16 protein-coding genes are annotated in these 18,225 nt (G+C 43.3%); 13 read left to right on the forward strand and 3 right to left on the reverse strand.

Annotated elements, in window-relative coordinates:
• The first annotated feature begins 64 nt into the window (after positions 1 to 64).
• From HMPREF9186_RS07850 to trxA, 8 genes are all read left to right on the forward strand, one after another.
• Complete coding sequence (locus HMPREF9186_RS07850) at positions 65 to 1,228, forward strand: MFS transporter (protein WP_009732173.1); 1,164 nt, start codon at positions 65 to 67, stop codon at positions 1,226 to 1,228.
• A gap of 104 nt (positions 1,229 to 1,332) precedes the next feature.
• Positions 1,333 to 2,496, forward strand: a complete 1,164-nt coding sequence (locus HMPREF9186_RS07855; protein WP_009732174.1) for an MFS transporter — start codon at positions 1,333 to 1,335, stop codon at positions 2,494 to 2,496.
• Positions 2,487 to 3,215, forward strand: coding sequence for a pseudouridine synthase (locus HMPREF9186_RS07860; RefSeq protein ID WP_009732175.1), 729 nt, complete (start codon positions 2,487 to 2,489; stop codon positions 3,213 to 3,215). The genes HMPREF9186_RS07855 and HMPREF9186_RS07860 overlap by 10 nt, the downstream gene beginning before the upstream one ends.
• Positions 3,216 to 3,434: 219 nt before the next feature.
• Complete coding sequence (locus HMPREF9186_RS07865) at positions 3,435 to 6,074, forward strand: Cna B-type domain-containing protein (RefSeq protein WP_009732176.1); 2,640 nt, start codon at positions 3,435 to 3,437, stop codon at positions 6,072 to 6,074.
• Between the two features lie 297 nt (positions 6,075 to 6,371).
• Positions 6,372 to 6,641, forward strand: coding sequence for a 30S ribosomal protein S15 (gene rpsO, locus HMPREF9186_RS07870; RefSeq protein WP_009732177.1), 270 nt, complete (start codon positions 6,372 to 6,374; stop codon positions 6,639 to 6,641).
• 421 nt (positions 6,642 to 7,062) lie between these two features.
• Entirely contained in the window at positions 7,063 to 7,707 is a 645-nt protein-coding gene (locus HMPREF9186_RS07875) for a CadD family cadmium resistance transporter (protein ID WP_009732178.1), read from the forward strand.
• 187 nt (positions 7,708 to 7,894) lie between these two features.
• The gene (locus tag HMPREF9186_RS07880) at positions 7,895 to 8,119 is read left to right on the forward strand and encodes a DUF4649 family protein (protein WP_003010037.1); all 225 of its coding nucleotides are present in this window, start codon (positions 7,895 to 7,897) and stop codon (positions 8,117 to 8,119) included.
• A gap of 12 nt (positions 8,120 to 8,131) precedes the next feature.
• The gene (gene trxA, locus HMPREF9186_RS07885) at positions 8,132 to 8,446 is read left to right on the forward strand and encodes a thioredoxin (protein WP_009732179.1); all 315 of its coding nucleotides are present in this window, start codon (positions 8,132 to 8,134) and stop codon (positions 8,444 to 8,446) included.
• A 68-nt stretch (positions 8,447 to 8,514) separates the two neighbouring features.
• Here trxA and HMPREF9186_RS07890 read toward each other — a convergent pair whose 3' ends face one another.
• The 3 genes from HMPREF9186_RS07890 to pepF all read right to left on the reverse strand — a co-directional run bounded on the left by HMPREF9186_RS07890 (position 8,515) and on the right by pepF (position 11,811).
• Positions 8,515 to 8,844, reverse strand: a complete 330-nt coding sequence (locus HMPREF9186_RS07890) for a thioredoxin domain-containing protein (protein ID WP_232198440.1) — start codon at positions 8,842 to 8,844, stop codon at positions 8,515 to 8,517.
• Positions 8,845 to 8,953: 109 nt separating this feature from the next.
• Positions 8,954 to 9,886: an excalibur calcium-binding domain-containing protein gene (locus HMPREF9186_RS07895; protein WP_009732181.1), complete on the reverse strand. Its 933-nt coding sequence runs from the start codon at positions 9,884 to 9,886 to the stop codon at positions 8,954 to 8,956.
• A gap of 128 nt (positions 9,887 to 10,014) precedes the next feature.
• Positions 10,015 to 11,811 (reverse strand): oligoendopeptidase F, encoded by a 1,797-nt coding sequence (gene pepF / locus HMPREF9186_RS07900; protein ID WP_009732182.1) that lies wholly within the window; start codon positions 11,809 to 11,811, stop codon positions 10,015 to 10,017.
• A gap of 155 nt (positions 11,812 to 11,966) precedes the next feature.
• Here pepF and HMPREF9186_RS07905 point away from each other — a divergent pair, with 155 nt between their 5' ends.
• The 5 genes from HMPREF9186_RS07905 to HMPREF9186_RS07925 all read left to right on the forward strand — a co-directional run bounded on the left by HMPREF9186_RS07905 (position 11,967) and on the right by HMPREF9186_RS07925 (position 18,224).
• Complete coding sequence (locus HMPREF9186_RS07905; protein ID WP_009732183.1) at positions 11,967 to 13,235, forward strand: DUF6287 domain-containing protein; 1,269 nt, start codon at positions 11,967 to 11,969, stop codon at positions 13,233 to 13,235.
• Between the two features lie 17 nt (positions 13,236 to 13,252).
• The gene (locus HMPREF9186_RS07910; protein WP_009732184.1) at positions 13,253 to 13,990 is read left to right on the forward strand and encodes a hypothetical protein; all 738 of its coding nucleotides are present in this window, start codon (positions 13,253 to 13,255) and stop codon (positions 13,988 to 13,990) included.
• Positions 13,991 to 14,486: 496 nt separating this feature from the next.
• The gene (gene pnp, locus HMPREF9186_RS07915; protein ID WP_009732185.1) at positions 14,487 to 16,703 is read left to right on the forward strand and encodes a polyribonucleotide nucleotidyltransferase; all 2,217 of its coding nucleotides are present in this window, start codon (positions 14,487 to 14,489) and stop codon (positions 16,701 to 16,703) included.
• A gap of 24 nt (positions 16,704 to 16,727) precedes the next feature.
• Complete coding sequence (gene cysE / locus HMPREF9186_RS07920) at positions 16,728 to 17,345, forward strand: serine O-acetyltransferase (RefSeq protein WP_009732186.1); 618 nt, start codon at positions 16,728 to 16,730, stop codon at positions 17,343 to 17,345.
• Positions 17,346 to 17,357: 12 nt separating this feature from the next.
• Positions 17,358 to 18,224, forward strand: coding sequence for a GNAT family N-acetyltransferase (locus HMPREF9186_RS07925; RefSeq protein WP_009732187.1), 867 nt, complete (start codon positions 17,358 to 17,360; stop codon positions 18,222 to 18,224).
• Position 18,225 lies beyond the last annotated feature (1 nt).

Below are 18,225 nucleotides of genomic sequence, written 5' to 3' on the forward strand. Positions count from 1 at the left end.
TTAAATCTTTTCTGAAAAAGTTAGTGAAATCAAAAAATTACCAGTAAAGTGTAGGAAATAAAAAATGAAAAAAACAGTGGAAAGAATCAGTCTCTTGAGTTTGTCGCTCATGCTGATCTCATCCTTTTCAATTACAGCCGGTTTGCCGGCTATGAAGGCCTATTTTAGCCAATTCGGATATTCAGCAGGCCAGGTGGAACTCTTGGTTTCCCTGCCGGCCTTTGCGGTCGTAGCCATGCTCTTTTTAAATAGCCTGATCGAGCGGTGGATGAGTGAGCGCCAGATGATTGTCGCAGGGCTTTTGCTCTTTTCAACTAGTGGCCTCTTGCCTTTGGTTGTGCAGGACTATCCTCTCATCTTTCTTAGTCGTTTGGTTTTTGGTTTGGGGACAGGAATGATCAATGCCAAGGCTATTTCGATTATCAGTGAACGCTACTCAGGCAATGACAAGACTCGGATGCTGGGCTATCGGGGGTCTGCTGAAGTGGTGGGCTCAGCCATCTTGACTTTTATTGTTGGACAACTCTTACCCCTAGGCTGGCCAGCGATCTTTGCTGTATATGGAGGTGGTTACTTGATTTTACTCCTCTATATCCTTTTTGTCCCTTATCCTAAGGGGAAAAAACAGGCTAGCTTGAAGGAGAAAAAGAAAAGTTCCGCACGCCTTCGCTCCCCTCAATGGCGTTTTAGTCTGATGCTAGCCGTGATTGCTGGTATCATCATTTGTTTCAATTCCATCATTAGCCTGCGCGTGCCGGATATCATTGTTGACGCTCGTATGGGAACAGCGACAACAGCAGGAACCGTCTTGAGTCTGATGCAATTGACAGGGATTGTAGCAGGAGTGGGATTTGCTAGTTTGACACATGTTTTCAAAAAGAACTTGCTCATGATCATGTGCTTTGGTTTCGGACTAGCTCTGGCCTTGATTGGCTTGTCCGTACAGCTGTGGAGCTTGGTTCTAGGAACCCTCTTAGCAGGATTTACCTACAGTACGGGGGTCACCAGTATCTTTTATCACTTATCTGAAAAAATCCCAACCGATCTCCTGAACCTTGCGACCTCGCTTGTCTTGATTGGCTGCAATCTCGGATCAGCCCTCTCTTCTTTCTTCATCCAGTTGGTGACGCCACTAGCTCCTTCCAATCACCTGCTTTTTGTCTTGATTGGCGTTTTGATGGTTGGAACAGGAGTCTTCGCCTCACAATTACTAGCACGAACGAAATGATAGAGAAATCATTTCGTTTTTTTAATTCAATCTATTGCGTCCTGTCACTAGCTCGTGTTATTATAGGAGGAGTGTGAAAAAAGATTAGTTTAAAGGATAATATAATGAAAAGAATCATGGAGAAAGTGAGTATTCTCGCGCTTTCATTCATTTTGACGACCTCGTTTTCGATTTCGAGTGCGCAGTCGGCCATGTTTGCCTATTACAAGGGAATTCCTCATAGCATGATTGAGCTATTGGTCTCGCTTCCTTCAGCAGGGATCATGGTTTCACTTATCTTCAATAAATGGATTGGGCGCCTGTTTTCAGAGCGTCAGATGATTGTGATAGGCTTAGTTGCGTACGCCCTGTGTGGCTTTATTCCCTTGATCAGTCCAGCCTATCCGGTTGTCTTTTTATCTCGGATTATTTTTGGGATGGCGGTCGGTTTGCTCAATGTATCTGCCATCGCTATTATCAGTGAGCGTTACAAGGGGAAAGAACGTGTCCAAACCCTTGGCATTCGTGGCTCTGCAGAAGTTGTCGGGACAGCAGTTCTGACCTTTGGGGTTAGCCTTTTGATCCGCTTTGGCTGGCAGGCTGCCTTTCTCGTCTATGGAATCAGTATTCCTATCTTGCTCTTGTATCTCTTATTTGTCCCTTATGGTTCGAAAACAGTGGATGCAGAGGAGAAACATCGGAATGATCAGATGACAGCTAGTCAATGGCGGACGGCACTAGGCTTAGCTGTTGTTGCGGCGTCGATCGTCTTATCTAATGTCATGATTACTGTTCGGATTCCAAGTGTGGTGGAGCAAGTTGGGTATGGCACTGCCCAAACTGCAGGGCTTATTTTAGCAGCTATGCAATTTGTCGGGATTCTTGCAGGATTAGCCTTCTCCCCATTAACCCAGCTCTTCCGCGATCGCTTGTTGCTCGTTTCGGGAGTGGCCTATGGCTTGACCCAAATGTTGATCGGGCTTTCTGCCAATCTCTGGATGCTTGCCATTGTGACCGTCCTTGCAGGCTTTGCCTATAGTGTAGCTCTCACAACTGTTTTTAATGTCATATCTGATCAGATGCCCGCTGGAGTACTAAGTCAGGCAACTTCCATTGCGATTTTGGGGTGTAGTGCAGGTTCGATCGCGACGACCTTTGTTCTCAGCCTCTTAGGAACTGTTTCCTCAGCTCCTGCCTTTATTTTTGGATTTTCTGGTATCCTCATGATCCTGGTTTCCTTTTTTGGCCTTTGGATTGTGCGAAAGGGTGAGAAGAGATCATGCGCTTAGATAAATTTTTAGTAGATTGTGGCGTGGGGAGTAGGACCGAGGTCAAGCAACTCCTCAAGCAAAAGAAAATTACAGTGAATGGAAAAAAAGAGACAGCAGGGAAACTACAGATTGATCCAGCCAAGGATCAGGTGACCTTTATGGGGGAAGACCTGGTCCATGAAACCTTCGTGTATTATCTGCTCAATAAACCAGCTGGGGTCATCTCCGCTACAGAGGATGACCATCACCAAACTGTGCTGGATTTATTGGATGAGACAGCTCGTCATAAGGAAGTCTTTCCTGTCGGACGGCTAGATATCGATACCCATGGCTTGCTACTTTTGACCAATAATGGGAAGTTGGCTCATGCTATGTTGTCCCCAAAGAAGCATGTGGATAAACTCTACCGCGCTCATGTGACTGGAATCATGACCCGGGAAGATGTCGTCCGATTCAAAGCAGGAATAGAGTTGAAAGATTTCACGACTCTGCCAGCTGAGTTGGAGATTCTGGAAGTTGATCAAGAAGCCAAGACTTGCTTGGTTCAGATCCGCATCGCAGAAGGAAAATTTCACCAGGTCAAGCGCATGGTCGCTGCCTGTGGCAAGGAAGTGGTGGATTTAGAGCGCATCTCCATGGGTCCTCTGAGTCTGGATCCCACTCTTGAATTGGGGGAGTGGCGGAGACTCAAGCCCTCTGAACTCAAGTCCCTAGAGGTGTTTGGAGTTCCCTTATAAGCAAAAAACAAAGCAGTCTGATTCTTACAGACTGCTATTTTTCTTTGTATCAAAAAAATGTACTTAAAATACAAAAAGCATATATATTAGCTTGTCTTCTCAAAGTAAATCGATTATAATGAAAAAAGATGGGTTGTGTATAAAATCACAATATGTAGTGATAATTTTTCGACTCACATACCTTATCTAGTAAACGTAGAAAAAGGAGAAAAATCGTTTATGAAAAAGAGGCTTTATTCTGTTGTGATAGCAGTTGTCCTATTTTTGGTAGCGGCTTTAGGATTTGCCAAACCCAATAGTCTCGCTAAAGTTCATGCAGATACGATCAATGATGTCGTGTCATCTGTAACTATCTCCAAATCAACTGGTGGGGCCATTACAGATCCACTCGGTGTTTGGGAAAGCTTTCAAGTTGAAGCAAACTTTGTCCTGCCGAATGGACGTGTAAAAGCGGGAGATCAGACCATCATTAAACTTGGAGATGACTTTAAGGTCTTTGAAACGGACACCATCGACCTGCTGGATCCAAGTGGTCAAAAAGTTGCGACAGCAACGGTAGATGATCAAAGAAAAGTCATCACTGTAACCTATACGGATTATCCTGAAAGAATGGCCAATGTGACAGGGAAACTGCGTTTCTTTGCGCGTGTAGATCACCAAGTTGTCAAAGGACAAAAGACCCTCAATTTCACTCTTACGGTTGATAAGAACGTTATTTCAGGTGGGAATATCGATTACAAAGGAGTGAATCCGGGGGAGTATCCTCCAACTCCAGAAGTCTTTAGCAAATGGGGCTGGACTAACTCAGATGATAAATTAAAATTGACCTATACCTTGAACATCAATCAAGGTCACACAGCTCTTCATAATATTGATATTAAGGACCAATTGGCCTTTACAGATGGAAAAATCAAAGCAGATTCTATCAACATCCATACTGGAACTTGGCAGATCGATAACGAAGATGGTGCCTATCACTTAAGAGACACCACAAATGTCACTAAAAATTATTCCCCTGTTGTCAGTGCCGATGGTCGTTCTCTAACGGTTCATATTGGAGATCTAGCTCCAGAACAAGGAATGACGATTCGCTATGATGTTTATTTGGACAAGGTCCCAGCCATCAATACTTCCTACAAAAACAATGCGAAGATGACAGCTACAGAAATCAAGGAGCAAAATAAGGTTGCAGATATTCTGTATCAATTCCTTGATGGAGACTTCAATGGGGAGAAATACTCCTTCACAATTCACAAAAAAGGTGAAAATGGTCAGGCTCTTGCAGGTGCTGTTTTTGCTGTGACAGCAGATGATACAGGTGAGCAAGTGGGAACCATTACGACAGATGAGAATGGTGTTGGCACCATTACGGGCTTGATCAAGCAGGCTTATACGGTTAAAGAAATTCAAGCTCCGATAGGCTATGTGCTCTCTGAAGAACCTATCAAGATCAGCAAGGATGATTTTGGAAATGACCTCGCGATTTCTCGTGATGTCGTAAACCAAAAAGAAAAAACAAGCGTTGCTGGTCAAAAGACATGGAATGATAATGATAACCAAGATGGCAAGCGTCCATCAAAAATCACCGTCAACCTCCTAGCAAATGGAGTTAAAGTTGCTTCTAAAGAAGTGAAACCAGATGCTGCAGGAACCTGGGCTTATCAGTTTGATAATCTCGATGTGGTCGATGATGCTGGTAATGTCATTGCCTACACTGTTTTAGAAGAACCTGTTGAAGGCTATGAAACAACTATCGAAGGAACCAATATTACCAATAGCCGTACACCAGAAGTTGTTGAAATTCCAGTAACGAAGATCTGGAAAGATAATGATAATCAAGATGGCGTTCGTCCTGACAAGGTCACTGTTCGTCTCCTTGCAGATGGTACAGAAGTAGCTAGCCAAGAGCTAAGTGCAGCGACTGATTGGAAGACAGTCTTTACCAATCTTCCAAAATACAATAACGGTAAACAAATTGTCTACACAGTCACAGAAGACACAGTAGCCAATTACTCTGCTGCGATTGATGGAACAACTATTACCAATAGCTACAAGCCAGGTAAAACCAGCGTCACTGTTACAAAACGTTGGGAAGACAACAATGACCAAGATGGAAAACGTCCAAACACCATTAAGGTACAGCTTTATGCAGACGGCAAAGCTCAAGGAAAAGAAGTGGAACTTTCTGCTAAAAATAACTGGACTCATACCTTTAGCAATTTGCCTCTAAAAGCGAAAGGCAAAGAGATTCAGTACCAAGTGAAAGAAGTTGGAACAGTCAAAGGCTATACTAGTACGGTTGATGACAGTAACAAGGGAAATGTAGTGATCACTAATAGCCGCACGCCAGAAGTAACGGAAGTAGCGGTTAAGAAGATCTGGGATGACGCAACCAACAAAGATGGTCTTCGTCCTGAAAAAATCACAGTTCGTCTCCTTGCGGATGGTCAAGAAGTAGCTGTAAAAGAAATCACAGCTACTGATAATTGGCAGGCAAGCTTTACGGATCTACCCGTATACAAGGAAGGTAAGAAGATTACTTACACCATTACAGAGGATCCAGTAGTTGGTTATACAACAACTATTGATGGTTTCACGGTAACTAACCGTCATACGCCACCAACAACACCTCCAACCACTCCACCAAGTACACCGCCAACGACACCACCGACAACACCTCCAACAACTCCGCCAAGCACACCGGAGAAACCAGAAACTCCAACCACACCAAGAGAAGGAAAGAAAAAAATTCTCCCATCAACTGGTGAAGTTGTTGCATACGGGTTGACCATACTCGGTGCACTTTTAGCAGTTTTTGCTTTGGCTTTGCTCTTGCGTGGTAAACGAAAAGAAAAATAAGATTCATACAGTTAAAAGGCAAATATTCTAAAAGATATTTGTCTTTTAAAATCTCTTTGTTCGAGGAATGATAGGGTTAAATCGTTCAACTTCCTGAGGGTTCAACGTAGAGTAAAGGAATGGGCTTTTGTAAAATGGATCTGCCCTTAAAAATTCATCTGGAAGGAAACATAAGTGTTTGACAGAAAGATGAAATCTTGGTAGAATGAATAGGTCGAATAGACAACTAACTCTTTCTTGGTAGCGGGCGATGCCAGACCTGCCACTCGGATAGAGCATAAAGAAAAGGAGCTTATCATGGCAATCTCAAAAGAGAAAAAAAATGAAATCATTGCACAATACGCACGTCACGAAGGTGACACTGGTTCAGTAGAGGTTCAAGTTGCTGTCCTTACTTGGGAAATCAACCACTTGAACGACCACATCAAACAACATAAAAAAGACCACGCTACTTACCGTGGTTTGATGAAGAAAATCGGTCGCCGTCGTAACTTGTTGGCTTACCTTCGTACCAACGACGTTAACCGTTACCGTGAGTTGATCAACTCTCTTGGACTTCGTCGTTAATTTTGCGTCTAAAACGTTTCTATACTTCGTTGACTTCGCCTCGATGTACCATCAGTACAATCTTCGGCTCGGCGCCTTGTCTAGAAACGTTTTATCCAGCAAGAATGGAGCCTTCTGAATTCAGAGGGCTTTTTTATCGAGTTTTATCGGTCACAATTTTGGAGACTACAAAAACCTCAAATGGTAGCAGTCTGCAAGCCCCCTCGGAGAGCCCACACTTTACGAAGTAAAGTATAGTGGGTTATACTTTACATGGAAGTAGTCACCGAATTCCAGTTAGAAATTACTTTGTAACTACGTTTTGAGGAGGAATAAAATGCTTTCCTACGTTCGACATTACCCACTAGCGATAGCTAAATTAATGTGTCTGTGCTTCCCTAAAATCTGCTGATTTATTACTGACTAATACAGGAGTTTTTTTATGGGACAGACAATCATATCTGCTATTGGTGTTTATATTTCCACCAGTATCGATTATTTAATTATTTTAATTATTTTATTTGCACAGCTATCACAGAATAAACAGAAATGGCATATTTATGCGGGGCAATATCTAGGCACAGGCTTACTTGTAGGGGCGAGTTTAGTTGCTGCTTATGTCGTCAATTTCATGCCTGAAGCATGGATGGTTGGATTGCTTGGTTTAATCCCTATCTATTTAGGGATTCGCTTTGCAATTGTTGGAGAAGGTGAGGAAGAAGAGGAGGAAATTATTGAAAGATTTGAACAAAGCAAGGCAAATCAACTGTTTTGGACAGTTACATTGCTGACAATTGCGTCTGGCGGAGATAATTTAGGTATCTATATACCTTATTTTGCTTCGTTAGATTGGTCACAGACACTCGTGGCGTTGCTTGTGTTTGCAATCGGCATAATTATCTTTTGCGAGCTTAGTCGTGTGCTATCCTCTATGCCGTTAATATCCGAGACAATTGAAAAATATGAGCGAATCGTTGTGCCCTTAGTATTCATTACACTTGGACTATACATCATGTATGAAAATGGCACGATAGAGCCTACAATCTTCGGTTCGTCGCCTTTTCTAGAACGGTTTTATCCAGTATAATCTTCGGCTACGGTTCCTAGCATCGTAAGGTAAAATAGACCAGATCGATCTCCCTTCGGGGAGATTTTTTGTTTTGTTGTCTTTTCCTTATCGCACAAGATCCATCATTCTGAGGAAGTCGTTTTGTTTGACAGATGTAATGAAGAGAGTTACAATAGATACATCTTAAGAAATAGAGGTTATCGCTATGATTGATATTACATATCTAGATGGTGCAAAGCAAGAAAGAGTCATGCATTTTGATTCCTATGAAGAGTTTGAACGCTCCCAACAGACTTGCTTGATTGGTGTAGCGGATTACTATCCTGTACAAAAATTGACCTATAATGGGCACGAACTCGATTACCATGGAACTTACGGAGATGTCTTCTTCTATTTGATGAAGCAAGATCTCGATCAATACAAAAACTAAAGGAGAAAAACAATGGTAAAAGCAATTACAGACGCAACATTTGAAGCAGAAACGAAAGAAGGATTGGTCTTGGTAGACTTTTGGGCAACCTGGTGTGGTCCATGTCGCATGCAAGCTCCTATCCTAGAAAAATTATCGGAAGAACTTTCGGAAGATGAGTTGAAGATCGTTAAAATGGACGTGGATGAGAATCCAGAAACCGCGCGTGCTTTCGGCATTATGTCCATCCCAACCTTACTCTTTAAAAAAGATGGGCAAGTTGTCAAACAAGTAGCAGGTGTGCATACTGCAGCACAAATTAAGGCAATTATTGCTGAGTTGAATTAAGTTAAAAAGGAAAAAAGCTAAAGAAAATGATTCTTTAGCTTTTTTTGTATAGATGTTTTTAAATTGGATTATTGAGTCAAGAGTTCTATGATTTCATCAATGCTTGATTTACTACCTTTTGTTAAATAGTTTTCTTTACTACCTTTTTTAAAAGATGATAAATTTGGTACTGTTTTGACATTCATATCATGAGCAAAGGAGGTGATCTCTTTTCGTTCTTTAGAATCGTTATCAAGGTAATAAACGGTCTGATTCGTTTTCTGAATAGCAACTGCTAATTTGGGAGCAAATTTTTGGCAGTATGGGCAGGATTCGCGACCGATAAAGAGGATGAAATCTTCTTTGTTGTTGATTTTCTCTTGTACTTCAGATAGCGGAATCTTTTTGACGTAAGTCATTGCTTCCTTGTAAGAACCTGGGATAATAATTTCTCTCTTTTTGAAATTCAAGTATAAAATAGCAAGCAGAGAGATTGTACAAATGGAAAAAAGGAGGGTCAGAATTTTCTTATTCACAAGCAACACCGTCACCATCTCTATCTAAGCGAGCGCTATAACCAGGGGCTCCTCTGTATAGCGGTGCAGCCCCTGCGGCGCGTGCTTCACTACAATTTCGATAGCCCCCTTGTTGAGGTTGTGTGACAAATGCTTGTTGTTGCTGCGCTTGTTGGGCAGCTGCAGCTTGTCTGGCCTGTTCAGCGGCTGCGGCTTGTCGAGCTCGTTCAGCTTCAGCAGCTTGTTGTGCCCTGACGTTAATGTCATTTTGTACTAATCCAACACGATGAGTTAAGCGGTCTTTTGTTCCTTGGTCCGCTACATTTGCGATGGCAGCTTGGGCTGGAGCAACGTTATCTTGAATTTGATTATTTTCTAGTTGTTGTACGGCAGCTTCAGCTTGAGCAGCAAGTTGTTTTGCTTCGGCCTCTTTCTTATCTCGTTCTTCTTTTTCCCTTCGTTCCTGTTCTTCCTTCGTTTTTTTGTCGCGATCTTCTTTTTCTTTTCGTTCTTGCTCTTCTTTCGCCTTTTTCTCGCGTTCTTCTTTTGCTTTTTTCTCTTTTTCTGCTTTTTCTTTCTCAGATTCCTCTTTTTCTTCTGCTTCCTTTTCACGTTTTGCTTCAGCTTCTTTTTTGGCATTTTCGTCTTTTTTAGACGGAGTGGATGCAAAATGAGTAGCTTGAGTTTGCTCTTCTTGCTTAGTGGAAGCTATATTGGGATTGATTAAGTAGGTGCCTCCGACTGCAAGAACGGAAGCAATAGCAGCGATATTTCTTTTAGTAGCGTTGGGTTTCTTTTTAGCAAAATACCATGCAAATCCTATACCACCAAAAAAGAGGAGTGGGAGAATGATCTTGGGATTAAAAATCATAAAGAGGATTCCGAGACCACAAAGAAGGACTTTCCAAACTGGTTGAGCCATGATATAATCGACAAACTTTTTCATTTTTTTCTCCAAACTTAGTAATGTTTTTCACAATAATCATACCACAATATAAGAGTGCTTTCAATCACTAACTGGTGATATTTAATTAAAAAATCAGACTTAGAATAAACTAAGTCTAAAAATTGTACTTATTCTCCCAATTCTGCACTGTAAGCAATAATCTGATCAACCGTATCAGACAAGAACTGAATGGTATCGCGAAGTGGTTTGTCGGTTGAGATATCTGCTCCGATAATCATGGCTGACTCAAGTGGGGTCTTGCTACCGCCTGATTTGAGGAGGTCCAGCCAATCTTTGGCTCCATTTTCGGAGTTCTTCAAATGCAAGTATCCCGCTGTTGAGATAACCAAGCCAGCTGAGTAGGTATAGCTGTAAAGCCCCATGTAGTAGTGGCTTTGGCGCATCCAGGTCAAGGCTGCATCGTCATCGATTTCAACAGCGTCGCCCCAGAATTCGGTCAAGACTTCCTTCATGATGCTATTGAGCTTGCTAGCGCCGAAGGTACCACCTTCTTCGATCAGGGTGTAGACCTTGCGTTGGAAGGCTGCTTCCAACAAGTGGGTGATGAAGTTGTGGAAGTAGGTGTCTGTCAAACGGTGAGCCAAGGCAAAGCGTTTTTGACGAGGGTCGTCAAACTGGTGTTCCAAGTAGTCGCTGAGGAGGAGCTCGTTAAAGGTAGAAGGAGCTTCTACATAGTAGGTCGACATGTGGGCGTTGAAGTAGCTTTGGTTGTTATCTGAGAAGATGAATTGACCAGAGTGTCCAATCTCGTGGATCAGGGTATAAACATCGCTCATCCGTCCTGTCCAACTCATGAGGACATAAGGATGGACACGGTAAGGATCGGCTGCATAGCCACCAGAATCCTTGCCTTCATTGGCCGCAAAGTCGACCCAACGTTCGGTTTGGTAGCGGGCAATTTCGCGGGAATATTCTTCGCCAAGAGGAGCCACAGATTTCATGACCAAGTCATAAGCGTCATCAATAGTAACATCTGGGTTGAGCGCACTGTCTAAATCTAATTTCCAATCAGCAAAGGTCATTTTCTCAAGACCGTTGACCTTGGCCACGTGTTTGAGGAATTTTTGAGCTACTGGAGCGAAGTCCTTCATGATTAGGTCAATCTGACGATCAAACATGGCACGATCCACTTCCTGCTCAGCTAAGAGATAGTCAAAGACGGAGTCGTAGCCCCGCATATCGGCGATCAGCTTTTCAGACTTGACTTGGGCTAGATAGGTAGCAGCAGCCGTGTTTTGGTGCTTGCGGAGACCTTCTGAGAAGGAACGAAAGGCTTTTTCACGGACTTCTGCATTTTCATGGTTTTGGTAGAAGTTTTCATAGGTGACAAAGCTATTCTTGTAAACTTTTCCATCTACTTCAAAATCAGCCATTTCAAAGTCACCTGCCCGCATCTTGGTATAGATGTCTTGCGGTCCGTAGAAGACTTCACCAAGGTTGGTCAAAGTTTTTTCCACATCAGCTCCCAAGTAGTGAGCCTTTTTGATTTTAGCCTGACGAATGGCGAAAGTGAGGTGAGGGAGTTGTCCCAGGCGTTCGAGGACTTCTTCATCCGCTTCTACCAAAGCATCATCAAAGAAGGAAAGTTCGACGCTTGCCCAAGTTTCGAAATCCATCCCCGCTTGAGCAATCTCTGCAAAAGCTTCGTCGCCAAAGTCAGTGGTTTGTGGCATAAAGCTGTAGTTACCAATGTGGCTGAGTTGGATCTGAATTTGTTCAAAGACCGCAAAGGTAGCTTCAAAGTCTTCAAAAGTGTGGAGCTTGCCCTTGTAGTTGCGGACAAATTCATTGATTTCCTCGCGCGTTTTTTCAATGGCACGCAAGAAGTCTTCCTGGTCTTGATAGAGGGCTGTGAGGTCCCAGAGTTCATTCTCAGGAAATTCAGAACGTTTTTTTAATTCCATAGTATTCTCCTTTTGATCAAATAACTATACTAAGTATAGCAGAAAAAAGGGCAGAAACATAGAGGGAGAGGGGAAAATGCTTGTGTGAAAATCTTGAAAAGAGCTGGAAAAATCAACCATTTTTGATATACTAGGATAGATATGAGGAGGTTTTTATGAAAAAGGTTATGATTACACTATTAGCAGGCGTGTCTGTTCTATCTCTAGTCGCCTGTGCACCCAAACGTTATGAGCGTCAAAGTAAGCCGAAGACAGCAACGTCATCAACTGTCAAAAAAGAAAAGAAGGATACAGGACAAAAGAACTATCAAGAAGTGTTAGACCGCTACAAGGCTTATGCAGTTGCGATTACTGCTCAGGATCAAACGGCTTTACAAAATGAACTGAAGAAGATCGATGCGACTTCAGAGGAATATGCCTATGTCTTTAACCTTCAAACACTTGGGAGCACCAATGAGTGGCACTATGCTTTTTGGGATCTCAATCAAGATGGTAGTGACGAACTGCTGATTGGTGATGGTAAAACGATTGCTGCTGTGTATTATTTGAAAGATAAGCATCCGACCTTGCTCCATGTAGCCTATGTGGCTTCTGCTGGTGGCTATCGCTCCAGTTTAGATGTTTTTGACAATGGACAAATCGTCTACGCCACTTGGCAATCTATTAATCCAGAAATGGAATTGAGCCTTTATTCGCTAGGAAAAGGGGAAGCCAAGGAAGAAAAGAGAGCAACCATTCAAATTGGTGGGGATCAAACAGCAGAACAGGCTCTTGGGATTTCAGCCAAGAAGTTGGACCTTAGTAAGCTTGACTGGAAAACGTTTGATGGTTCAGGAGACTCCAAATCAACAGCGAAAACGGAAGAGAAAAAGTTTGGAAGCTTACAAGTGCAAGTTAGCGTAGCTGATCTTCGCATTCGAAAAGAACCCTCGACCTCAGCTCCCTCTGCAGGAATGATCGCAAAAGGTATTCACACCATTACGGAAACTGTAGAGGCAGATGGCCATACCTGGGGTAAATTGGAATCCGGACAAGGCTGGATCGCCCTTGAATTTACATCGCGCGTGAGTGGCAATGCTGAATCAGCTTCAGCGCCTGCCGCTACAAAGACTGGAATGAATCTAGAAGAAATTAAAGCTGGAAATTTCTCAAGTGTAGCAGGAGTATGGAAAAATAAGCACGGAACTAGTATTGAGTTTGATGCGCAAGGAATTGTGAAGGTCAATGGTAGTGCTCTCACTGGCGTTCAATTTTCTGAGTTTTACTTCAAAGAAGGTAATTTACATGGGCTTAGTCGCATGCCTGGAGCAACGAACGAAACGCCAATTCTCTTCATTCCTTCAAGAGAAGGTGGAAGTGAATCCATATACTGGAGTAAGAGTGATGTGACGAATGGCAACGACTTGTACTACCGTGTGAACTAAGAAAAAAAGAGACAAACATGAAAAAAATTGGAACCTATTTACTAGCTGTAACCCTATTACTTTCCCTAGTAGCCTGTGCTCCGAAACGCTATGAGCGTAAGCATGCTCCAGTAGGATCTTCATCCGTCAAGAAGTCTTCTGGTGAGACCCAAGAAAAAGAGATGAGGGAAGAAAAGCAGTCAGATGAAAAGGACGAAGAAGCCATTGGGACCTTGTCAAAAGAGGACCAAGCGGATATCTATTCGATTATTGAAAACAGTGCGTCTTTGACCTATTCACTTCAGGTGCAACCGACTCGTTTGCTGGAGTTGAACAATGACCACAGTGCAGTTGAAGGCTACTCGCAAGATATGTTCATTGATTACTACAATACTTACACGCCGGGAACCTATAATCTGCAAGATATCATTAATAAATTGAACGCAGAAGAGACATCGGACTCTATCCGCAGTCTTTCACAAGACAAGCTGATCCAGCTTACAAATGAAAAGAAAGACGGCTGGATCTATTCGACAAAAGACAAGGCCTTCTATGAAGTTGTTCCTGGCGGTCGTGGGGGAGCGATGCCACCGATGGAAATTCCTTCACCGGATGTCTGGGTGATCAATGAAGATTCAGTTGAAGTGACCACATCGATCCAAGGGACTTCTGAACCATACAGACGCTTTATCTTGAGACGAAACAATAAGGACTACAAGGGTGGAACGCATAAAACACGCTTTTACGTCGACAGCACTGAATTCGCAAAATCGTAAAAATAAATGAAGGCTATATCTAGCTCTAAAATTTTTATATAGGACACACTAAAGATTCGCAGAAAAAGGCTCTCAAAGCCTTTTTCTTTTGGGCTTGAATATGTTAAAATAGAAGGTATACGTGCTTGGATACAAAGATGAGGATATAACATATAGAAAAGCTGTTGAAATCTATATTTTTTTGAGTTGCTTAACGGCTTGGTATCTTGATAGTTAAACACGGGCTAAATCCCTAGTGAAAAAGATAGATTTCCTGGTGTGCGTGGCACACTGTGTCAATCTCCTATTTTCATACGGGACTCTTCACGCCCTTTGTATCCTGATGAACTGAATTTTGGCCTCATTTCTTAGGAAAAAAGATAAGCTTCCTAGCACTCATCGAGTGCGGCGTCACCTTCCTATTTTTCTACAGAAATGTTCGGCAAGCCGAACCGTCCAAAATATCTTGATCTTTGTAGGCAAGTCGTATAATTTTATCAATCCAAAGGGGATTACAATGACAAAACAAGTGTTTCAAACGACTTTTGCGGGTCGTGAGTTAATCGTAGAGACTGGCCAGGTTGCTAAGCAAGCAAATGGCGCTGTTGTCGTACGTTACGGTGAGTCAACTGTCTTGACGGCAGCCGTTATGTCTAAGAAGATGGCAACTGGGGATTTCTTCCCCCTTCAAGTCAACTACGAAGAAAAAATGTATGCAGCTGGGAAGTTTCCTGGTGGCTTTATGAAACGGGAAGGACGTCCTTCAACAGATGCGACTTTGACAGCGCGTTTGATCGACCGTCCAATCCGTCCAATGTTTGCGGAAGGCTTCCGTAACGAAGTGCAGGTGATTAACACAGTCCTTTCTTACGATGAAAATGCATCTGCACCAATGGCAGCGATGTTTGGTTCATCATTGGCCTTGTCTATCTCAGATATTCCGTTTGACGGACCAATCGCTGGAGTACAAGTAGGTTATGTGGATGGGGAGATCGTCATCAACCCAACGCAAGAACAAGCTGAGCGCTCGCTTCTTGAATTGACAGTAGCAGGTACTAAGCACGCGATCAACATGGTAGAGTCTGGTGCTAAAGAATTGTCAGAAGAAATCATGTTAGAAGCTCTTCTCAAAGGACATGAAGCTGTCAAAGAATTGATTGCCTTCCAAGAAGAAATCGTTGCAGCAGTTGGGAAAGAAAAAGCAGAAGTAGAATTACTTCACGTGGACGCTGAATTGCAGGCTGAAATCATTGCAGCCTACAACAGTGACCTCCAAAAAGCAGTCCAAGTAGAAGAAAAATTAGCTCGTGAAGCTGCGACTCAAGCGCTTAAAGACCAAGTGACAGCCGTTTACGAAGAAAAATATGCAGACCACGAAGAATTTGACCGCATCATGCGTGATGTAGCTGAAATCTTGGAACAAATGGAACACGCAGAAGTGCGCCGTTTGATCACAGAAGACAAGGTACGTCCTGACGGTCGTAAGGTTGATGAAATCCGTCCGTTGGATGCACAAGTCGACTACCTTCCCCGCGTACACGGTTCAGGTCTCTTTACTCGTGGACAAACTCAGGCTCTTTCTATCTTGACTTTGGCGCCAATGGGTGAAACGCAAATCATCGATGGCTTGGATCCAGAGTACAAGAAACGCTTTATGCACCACTATAACTTCCCACAATACTCTGTAGGGGAAACAGGTCGTTACGGTGCGCCAGGTCGTCGTGAAATTGGTCACGGTGCTCTCGGCGAGCGTGCTCTTGCTCAAGTCTTGCCAAGCTTGGAAGAATTCCCATACGCGATTCGTTTGGTAGCAGAAGTGTTAGAATCAAACGGTTCTTCATCTCAAGCTTCTATCTGTGCGGGAACTCTTGCCCTTATGGCTGGTGGTGTGCCAATCAAGGCACCAGTAGCAGGGATTGCCATGGGTCTCATTTCAGATGGAAACAACTACACCGTATTGACAGATATCCAAGGTTTGGAAGACCACTTTGGAGATATGGACTTTAAGGTTGCAGGTACGCGTGACGGGATTACAGCCCTTCAAATGGATATCAAGATCCAAGGGATCACTGCAGAAATCTTGACTGAAGCTCTTGCCCAAGCCAAGAAAGCTCGTTTTGAAATCCTTGATGTTATCGAAGAAACTATTCCAGAAGTTCGTCCAGAATTGGCTCCAACTGCTCCGAAAATTGATACGATCAAGATTGATGTGGACAAGATCAAGATTGTCATCGGTAAGGGTGGAGAAACCATCGATAAAATCATCGCTGAAACAGGCGTTAAGATTGATATCGACGAAGAAGGAAACGTATCGATCTACTCTAGTGACCAAGCTGCCATTAACCGTGCTAAAGAAATCATTGCTGGTTTGGTGCGTGAGGCCAAAGTGGATGAAGTCTACCATGCCAAAGTGGTTCGGATCGAGAAATTTGGTGCTTTTGTCAACCTCTTTGACAAGACAGATGCCCTTGTTCATATCTCTGAAATGGCTTGGACGCGTACCAACCGTGTCGAAGACTTGGTAGAAATCGGAGACGAAGTCGATGTTAAGGTCATCAAGATCGATGAAAAAGGTCGTGTCGATGCTTCGATGAAGGCACTTCTTCCACGTCCACCAAAACCGGAACATGCAGAAGAAAAAGGTGAAAAAAATCATCGCCATGGCGATCGTCCTCGTCACCACAAACCGAGAAAAGACTTTGCCAAAGATGCAGGTCAAGAAACAAAGGAATAAGCAATCAAAAGAAAGGAGCACGGTATGGGATGGTGGCGTGAAACCATCGATATTGTAAAAGAAAATGACCCAGCAGCGCGTACCTCGCTGGAGGTCCTCTTGACCTATCCGGGCGTCAAAGCACTGGCAGCTCACCGTGTTTCCCACTTTTTGTGGAACCATGGCTTTAAGCTTCTAGCTCGGATGCACAGCCAATTTTGGCGTTTTTGGACCCAGATTGAGATTCACCCAGGTGCGACCATTGCTTCAGGTGTCTTTATCGACCATGGAGCGGGCCTCGTTATCGGGGAAACAGCCATTGTTGAAAAAGGCGCCATGCTCTACCACGGGGTGACCCTTGGGGGAACAGGAAAGGATGTCGGGAAACGCCATCCAACGGTTCGTGAAGGAGCCTTGGTCTCCGCTCATGCTCAGGTCATCGGTCCGATTGAGATTGGGGCCAAGGCCAAAGTAGGAGCGGGAGCGGTCGTCGTCTCCGATGTACCGAGTGATGTGACCGTTGTCGGAATCCCTGCTAAAATTGTTCGTGTTCACGGTAAGAAGGATGAGCCAATCATTCACCAGGAAGAAGAAAAACGCGAATACTATGTGAGTAAGATGGAGCATGCTAAGGAAGCCAGTCATCGGTCTTCTAGCTTGTAAGGAGATCGCTACGTGATTCAAGCAACCAATACATTGAATGACCACCAACTACTGGAAGCAAAGGCCCTTATTGCCATCTGTCAGAAGTATGACGGAACTTTTCGGGATCCTTATCTATCCAATATGCTCAATTTTGATCCCGATATGCCCGCCTTTTTCCTTTATTATGAAAAAGGTGAACTTGTTGGCCTATTAGCGGTTTATGCAGATGACCCAGATGTGGAAGTAGCGATTCTGGTCCACCCCAATCATCGTCGTCAAGGCATTGCGCGGGCTTTGTATAGAAGTTTTGAGACAGAAACGGCATCTTATCCCATTGAGTCTGTAACTTTTCAGACAGAGCGTGTTTTTCTAGAGCGCCATCCTGATTTTGTCAACAACTGGGGACTGGTCGAGGATGAAGAGACAGAAACCTGGTTAGGTAAGGATAGAAGACCTTATCCGTTGGCAACTGTTTCCAATCTGGACGTTTTGTTAGCAGATCGTTCGTATCAGGATCAAATTAGTCAGTTGAAATTTCAGACATTTTCAGAGGAACATGAATCTAAAGAAGTTGTGGATAGATATGTCGCTAAAGCTCTGAAAGATCCAGAAAGTCGCCTATATATTTTATTAAAAAACGGTCAGGTTATTGGAACTTGTACAGTTGATTTATCGAGTAATACGAATTACCTCTATGGTTTAGCAATAGCCGAACTTGAACGTGGAAAAGGCTACGGGAGCTACCTGGCAAAATCCCTCGTCAACAAACTGATTGAGCAAAATGACAAGGCATTTCAGATTGCCGTGGAAGACAGCAATGTAGGTGCCAAACGCTTATATGAAAAGATTGGCTTTGTCAAACAGACTCAGGTGGTTTATTTGAATGCGAAAGAGTAGG

This window comes from Streptococcus sp. F0442 (assembly GCF_000314795.2).
GTDB lineage: Bacteria > Bacillota > Bacilli > Lactobacillales > Streptococcaceae > Streptococcus.

Excerpts from the sequence above, each read along its gene's own strand:
- HMPREF9186_RS07875 (WP_009732178.1), top strand. The coding sequence starts at position 7,063 with ATGGGACAGACAATCATATCTGCTATTGGTGTTTATATTTCCACCAGT.
- HMPREF9186_RS07895 (WP_009732181.1), bottom strand. The coding sequence starts at position 9,886 with ATGAAAAAGTTTGTCGATTATATCATGGCTCAACCAGTTTGGAAAGTC.
- pnp (WP_009732185.1), top strand. The coding sequence starts at position 14,487 with ATGACAAAACAAGTGTTTCAAACGACTTTTGCGGGTCGTGAGTTAATC.
- HMPREF9186_RS07905 (WP_009732183.1), top strand. The coding sequence starts at position 11,967 with ATGAAAAAGGTTATGATTACACTATTAGCAGGCGTGTCTGTTCTATCT.
- cysE (WP_009732186.1), top strand. The coding sequence starts at position 16,728 with ATGGGATGGTGGCGTGAAACCATCGATATTGTAAAAGAAAATGACCCA.
- pepF (WP_009732182.1), bottom strand. The coding sequence starts at position 11,811 with ATGGAATTAAAAAAACGTTCTGAATTTCCTGAGAATGAACTCTGGGAC.
- HMPREF9186_RS07850 (WP_009732173.1), top strand. The coding sequence starts at position 65 with ATGAAAAAAACAGTGGAAAGAATCAGTCTCTTGAGTTTGTCGCTCATG.
- HMPREF9186_RS07860 (WP_009732175.1), top strand. The coding sequence starts at position 2,487 with ATGCGCTTAGATAAATTTTTAGTAGATTGTGGCGTGGGGAGTAGGACC.
- HMPREF9186_RS07910 (WP_009732184.1), top strand. The coding sequence starts at position 13,253 with ATGAAAAAAATTGGAACCTATTTACTAGCTGTAACCCTATTACTTTCC.
- trxA (WP_009732179.1), top strand. The coding sequence starts at position 8,132 with ATGGTAAAAGCAATTACAGACGCAACATTTGAAGCAGAAACGAAAGAA.
- HMPREF9186_RS07890 (WP_232198440.1), bottom strand. The coding sequence starts at position 8,844 with ATGACTTACGTCAAAAAGATTCCGCTATCTGAAGTACAAGAGAAAATC.
- HMPREF9186_RS07880 (WP_003010037.1), top strand. The coding sequence starts at position 7,895 with ATGATTGATATTACATATCTAGATGGTGCAAAGCAAGAAAGAGTCATG.
- rpsO (WP_009732177.1), top strand. The coding sequence starts at position 6,372 with ATGGCAATCTCAAAAGAGAAAAAAAATGAAATCATTGCACAATACGCA.
- HMPREF9186_RS07865 (WP_009732176.1), top strand. The coding sequence starts at position 3,435 with ATGAAAAAGAGGCTTTATTCTGTTGTGATAGCAGTTGTCCTATTTTTG.
- HMPREF9186_RS07855 (WP_009732174.1), top strand. The coding sequence starts at position 1,333 with ATGAAAAGAATCATGGAGAAAGTGAGTATTCTCGCGCTTTCATTCATT.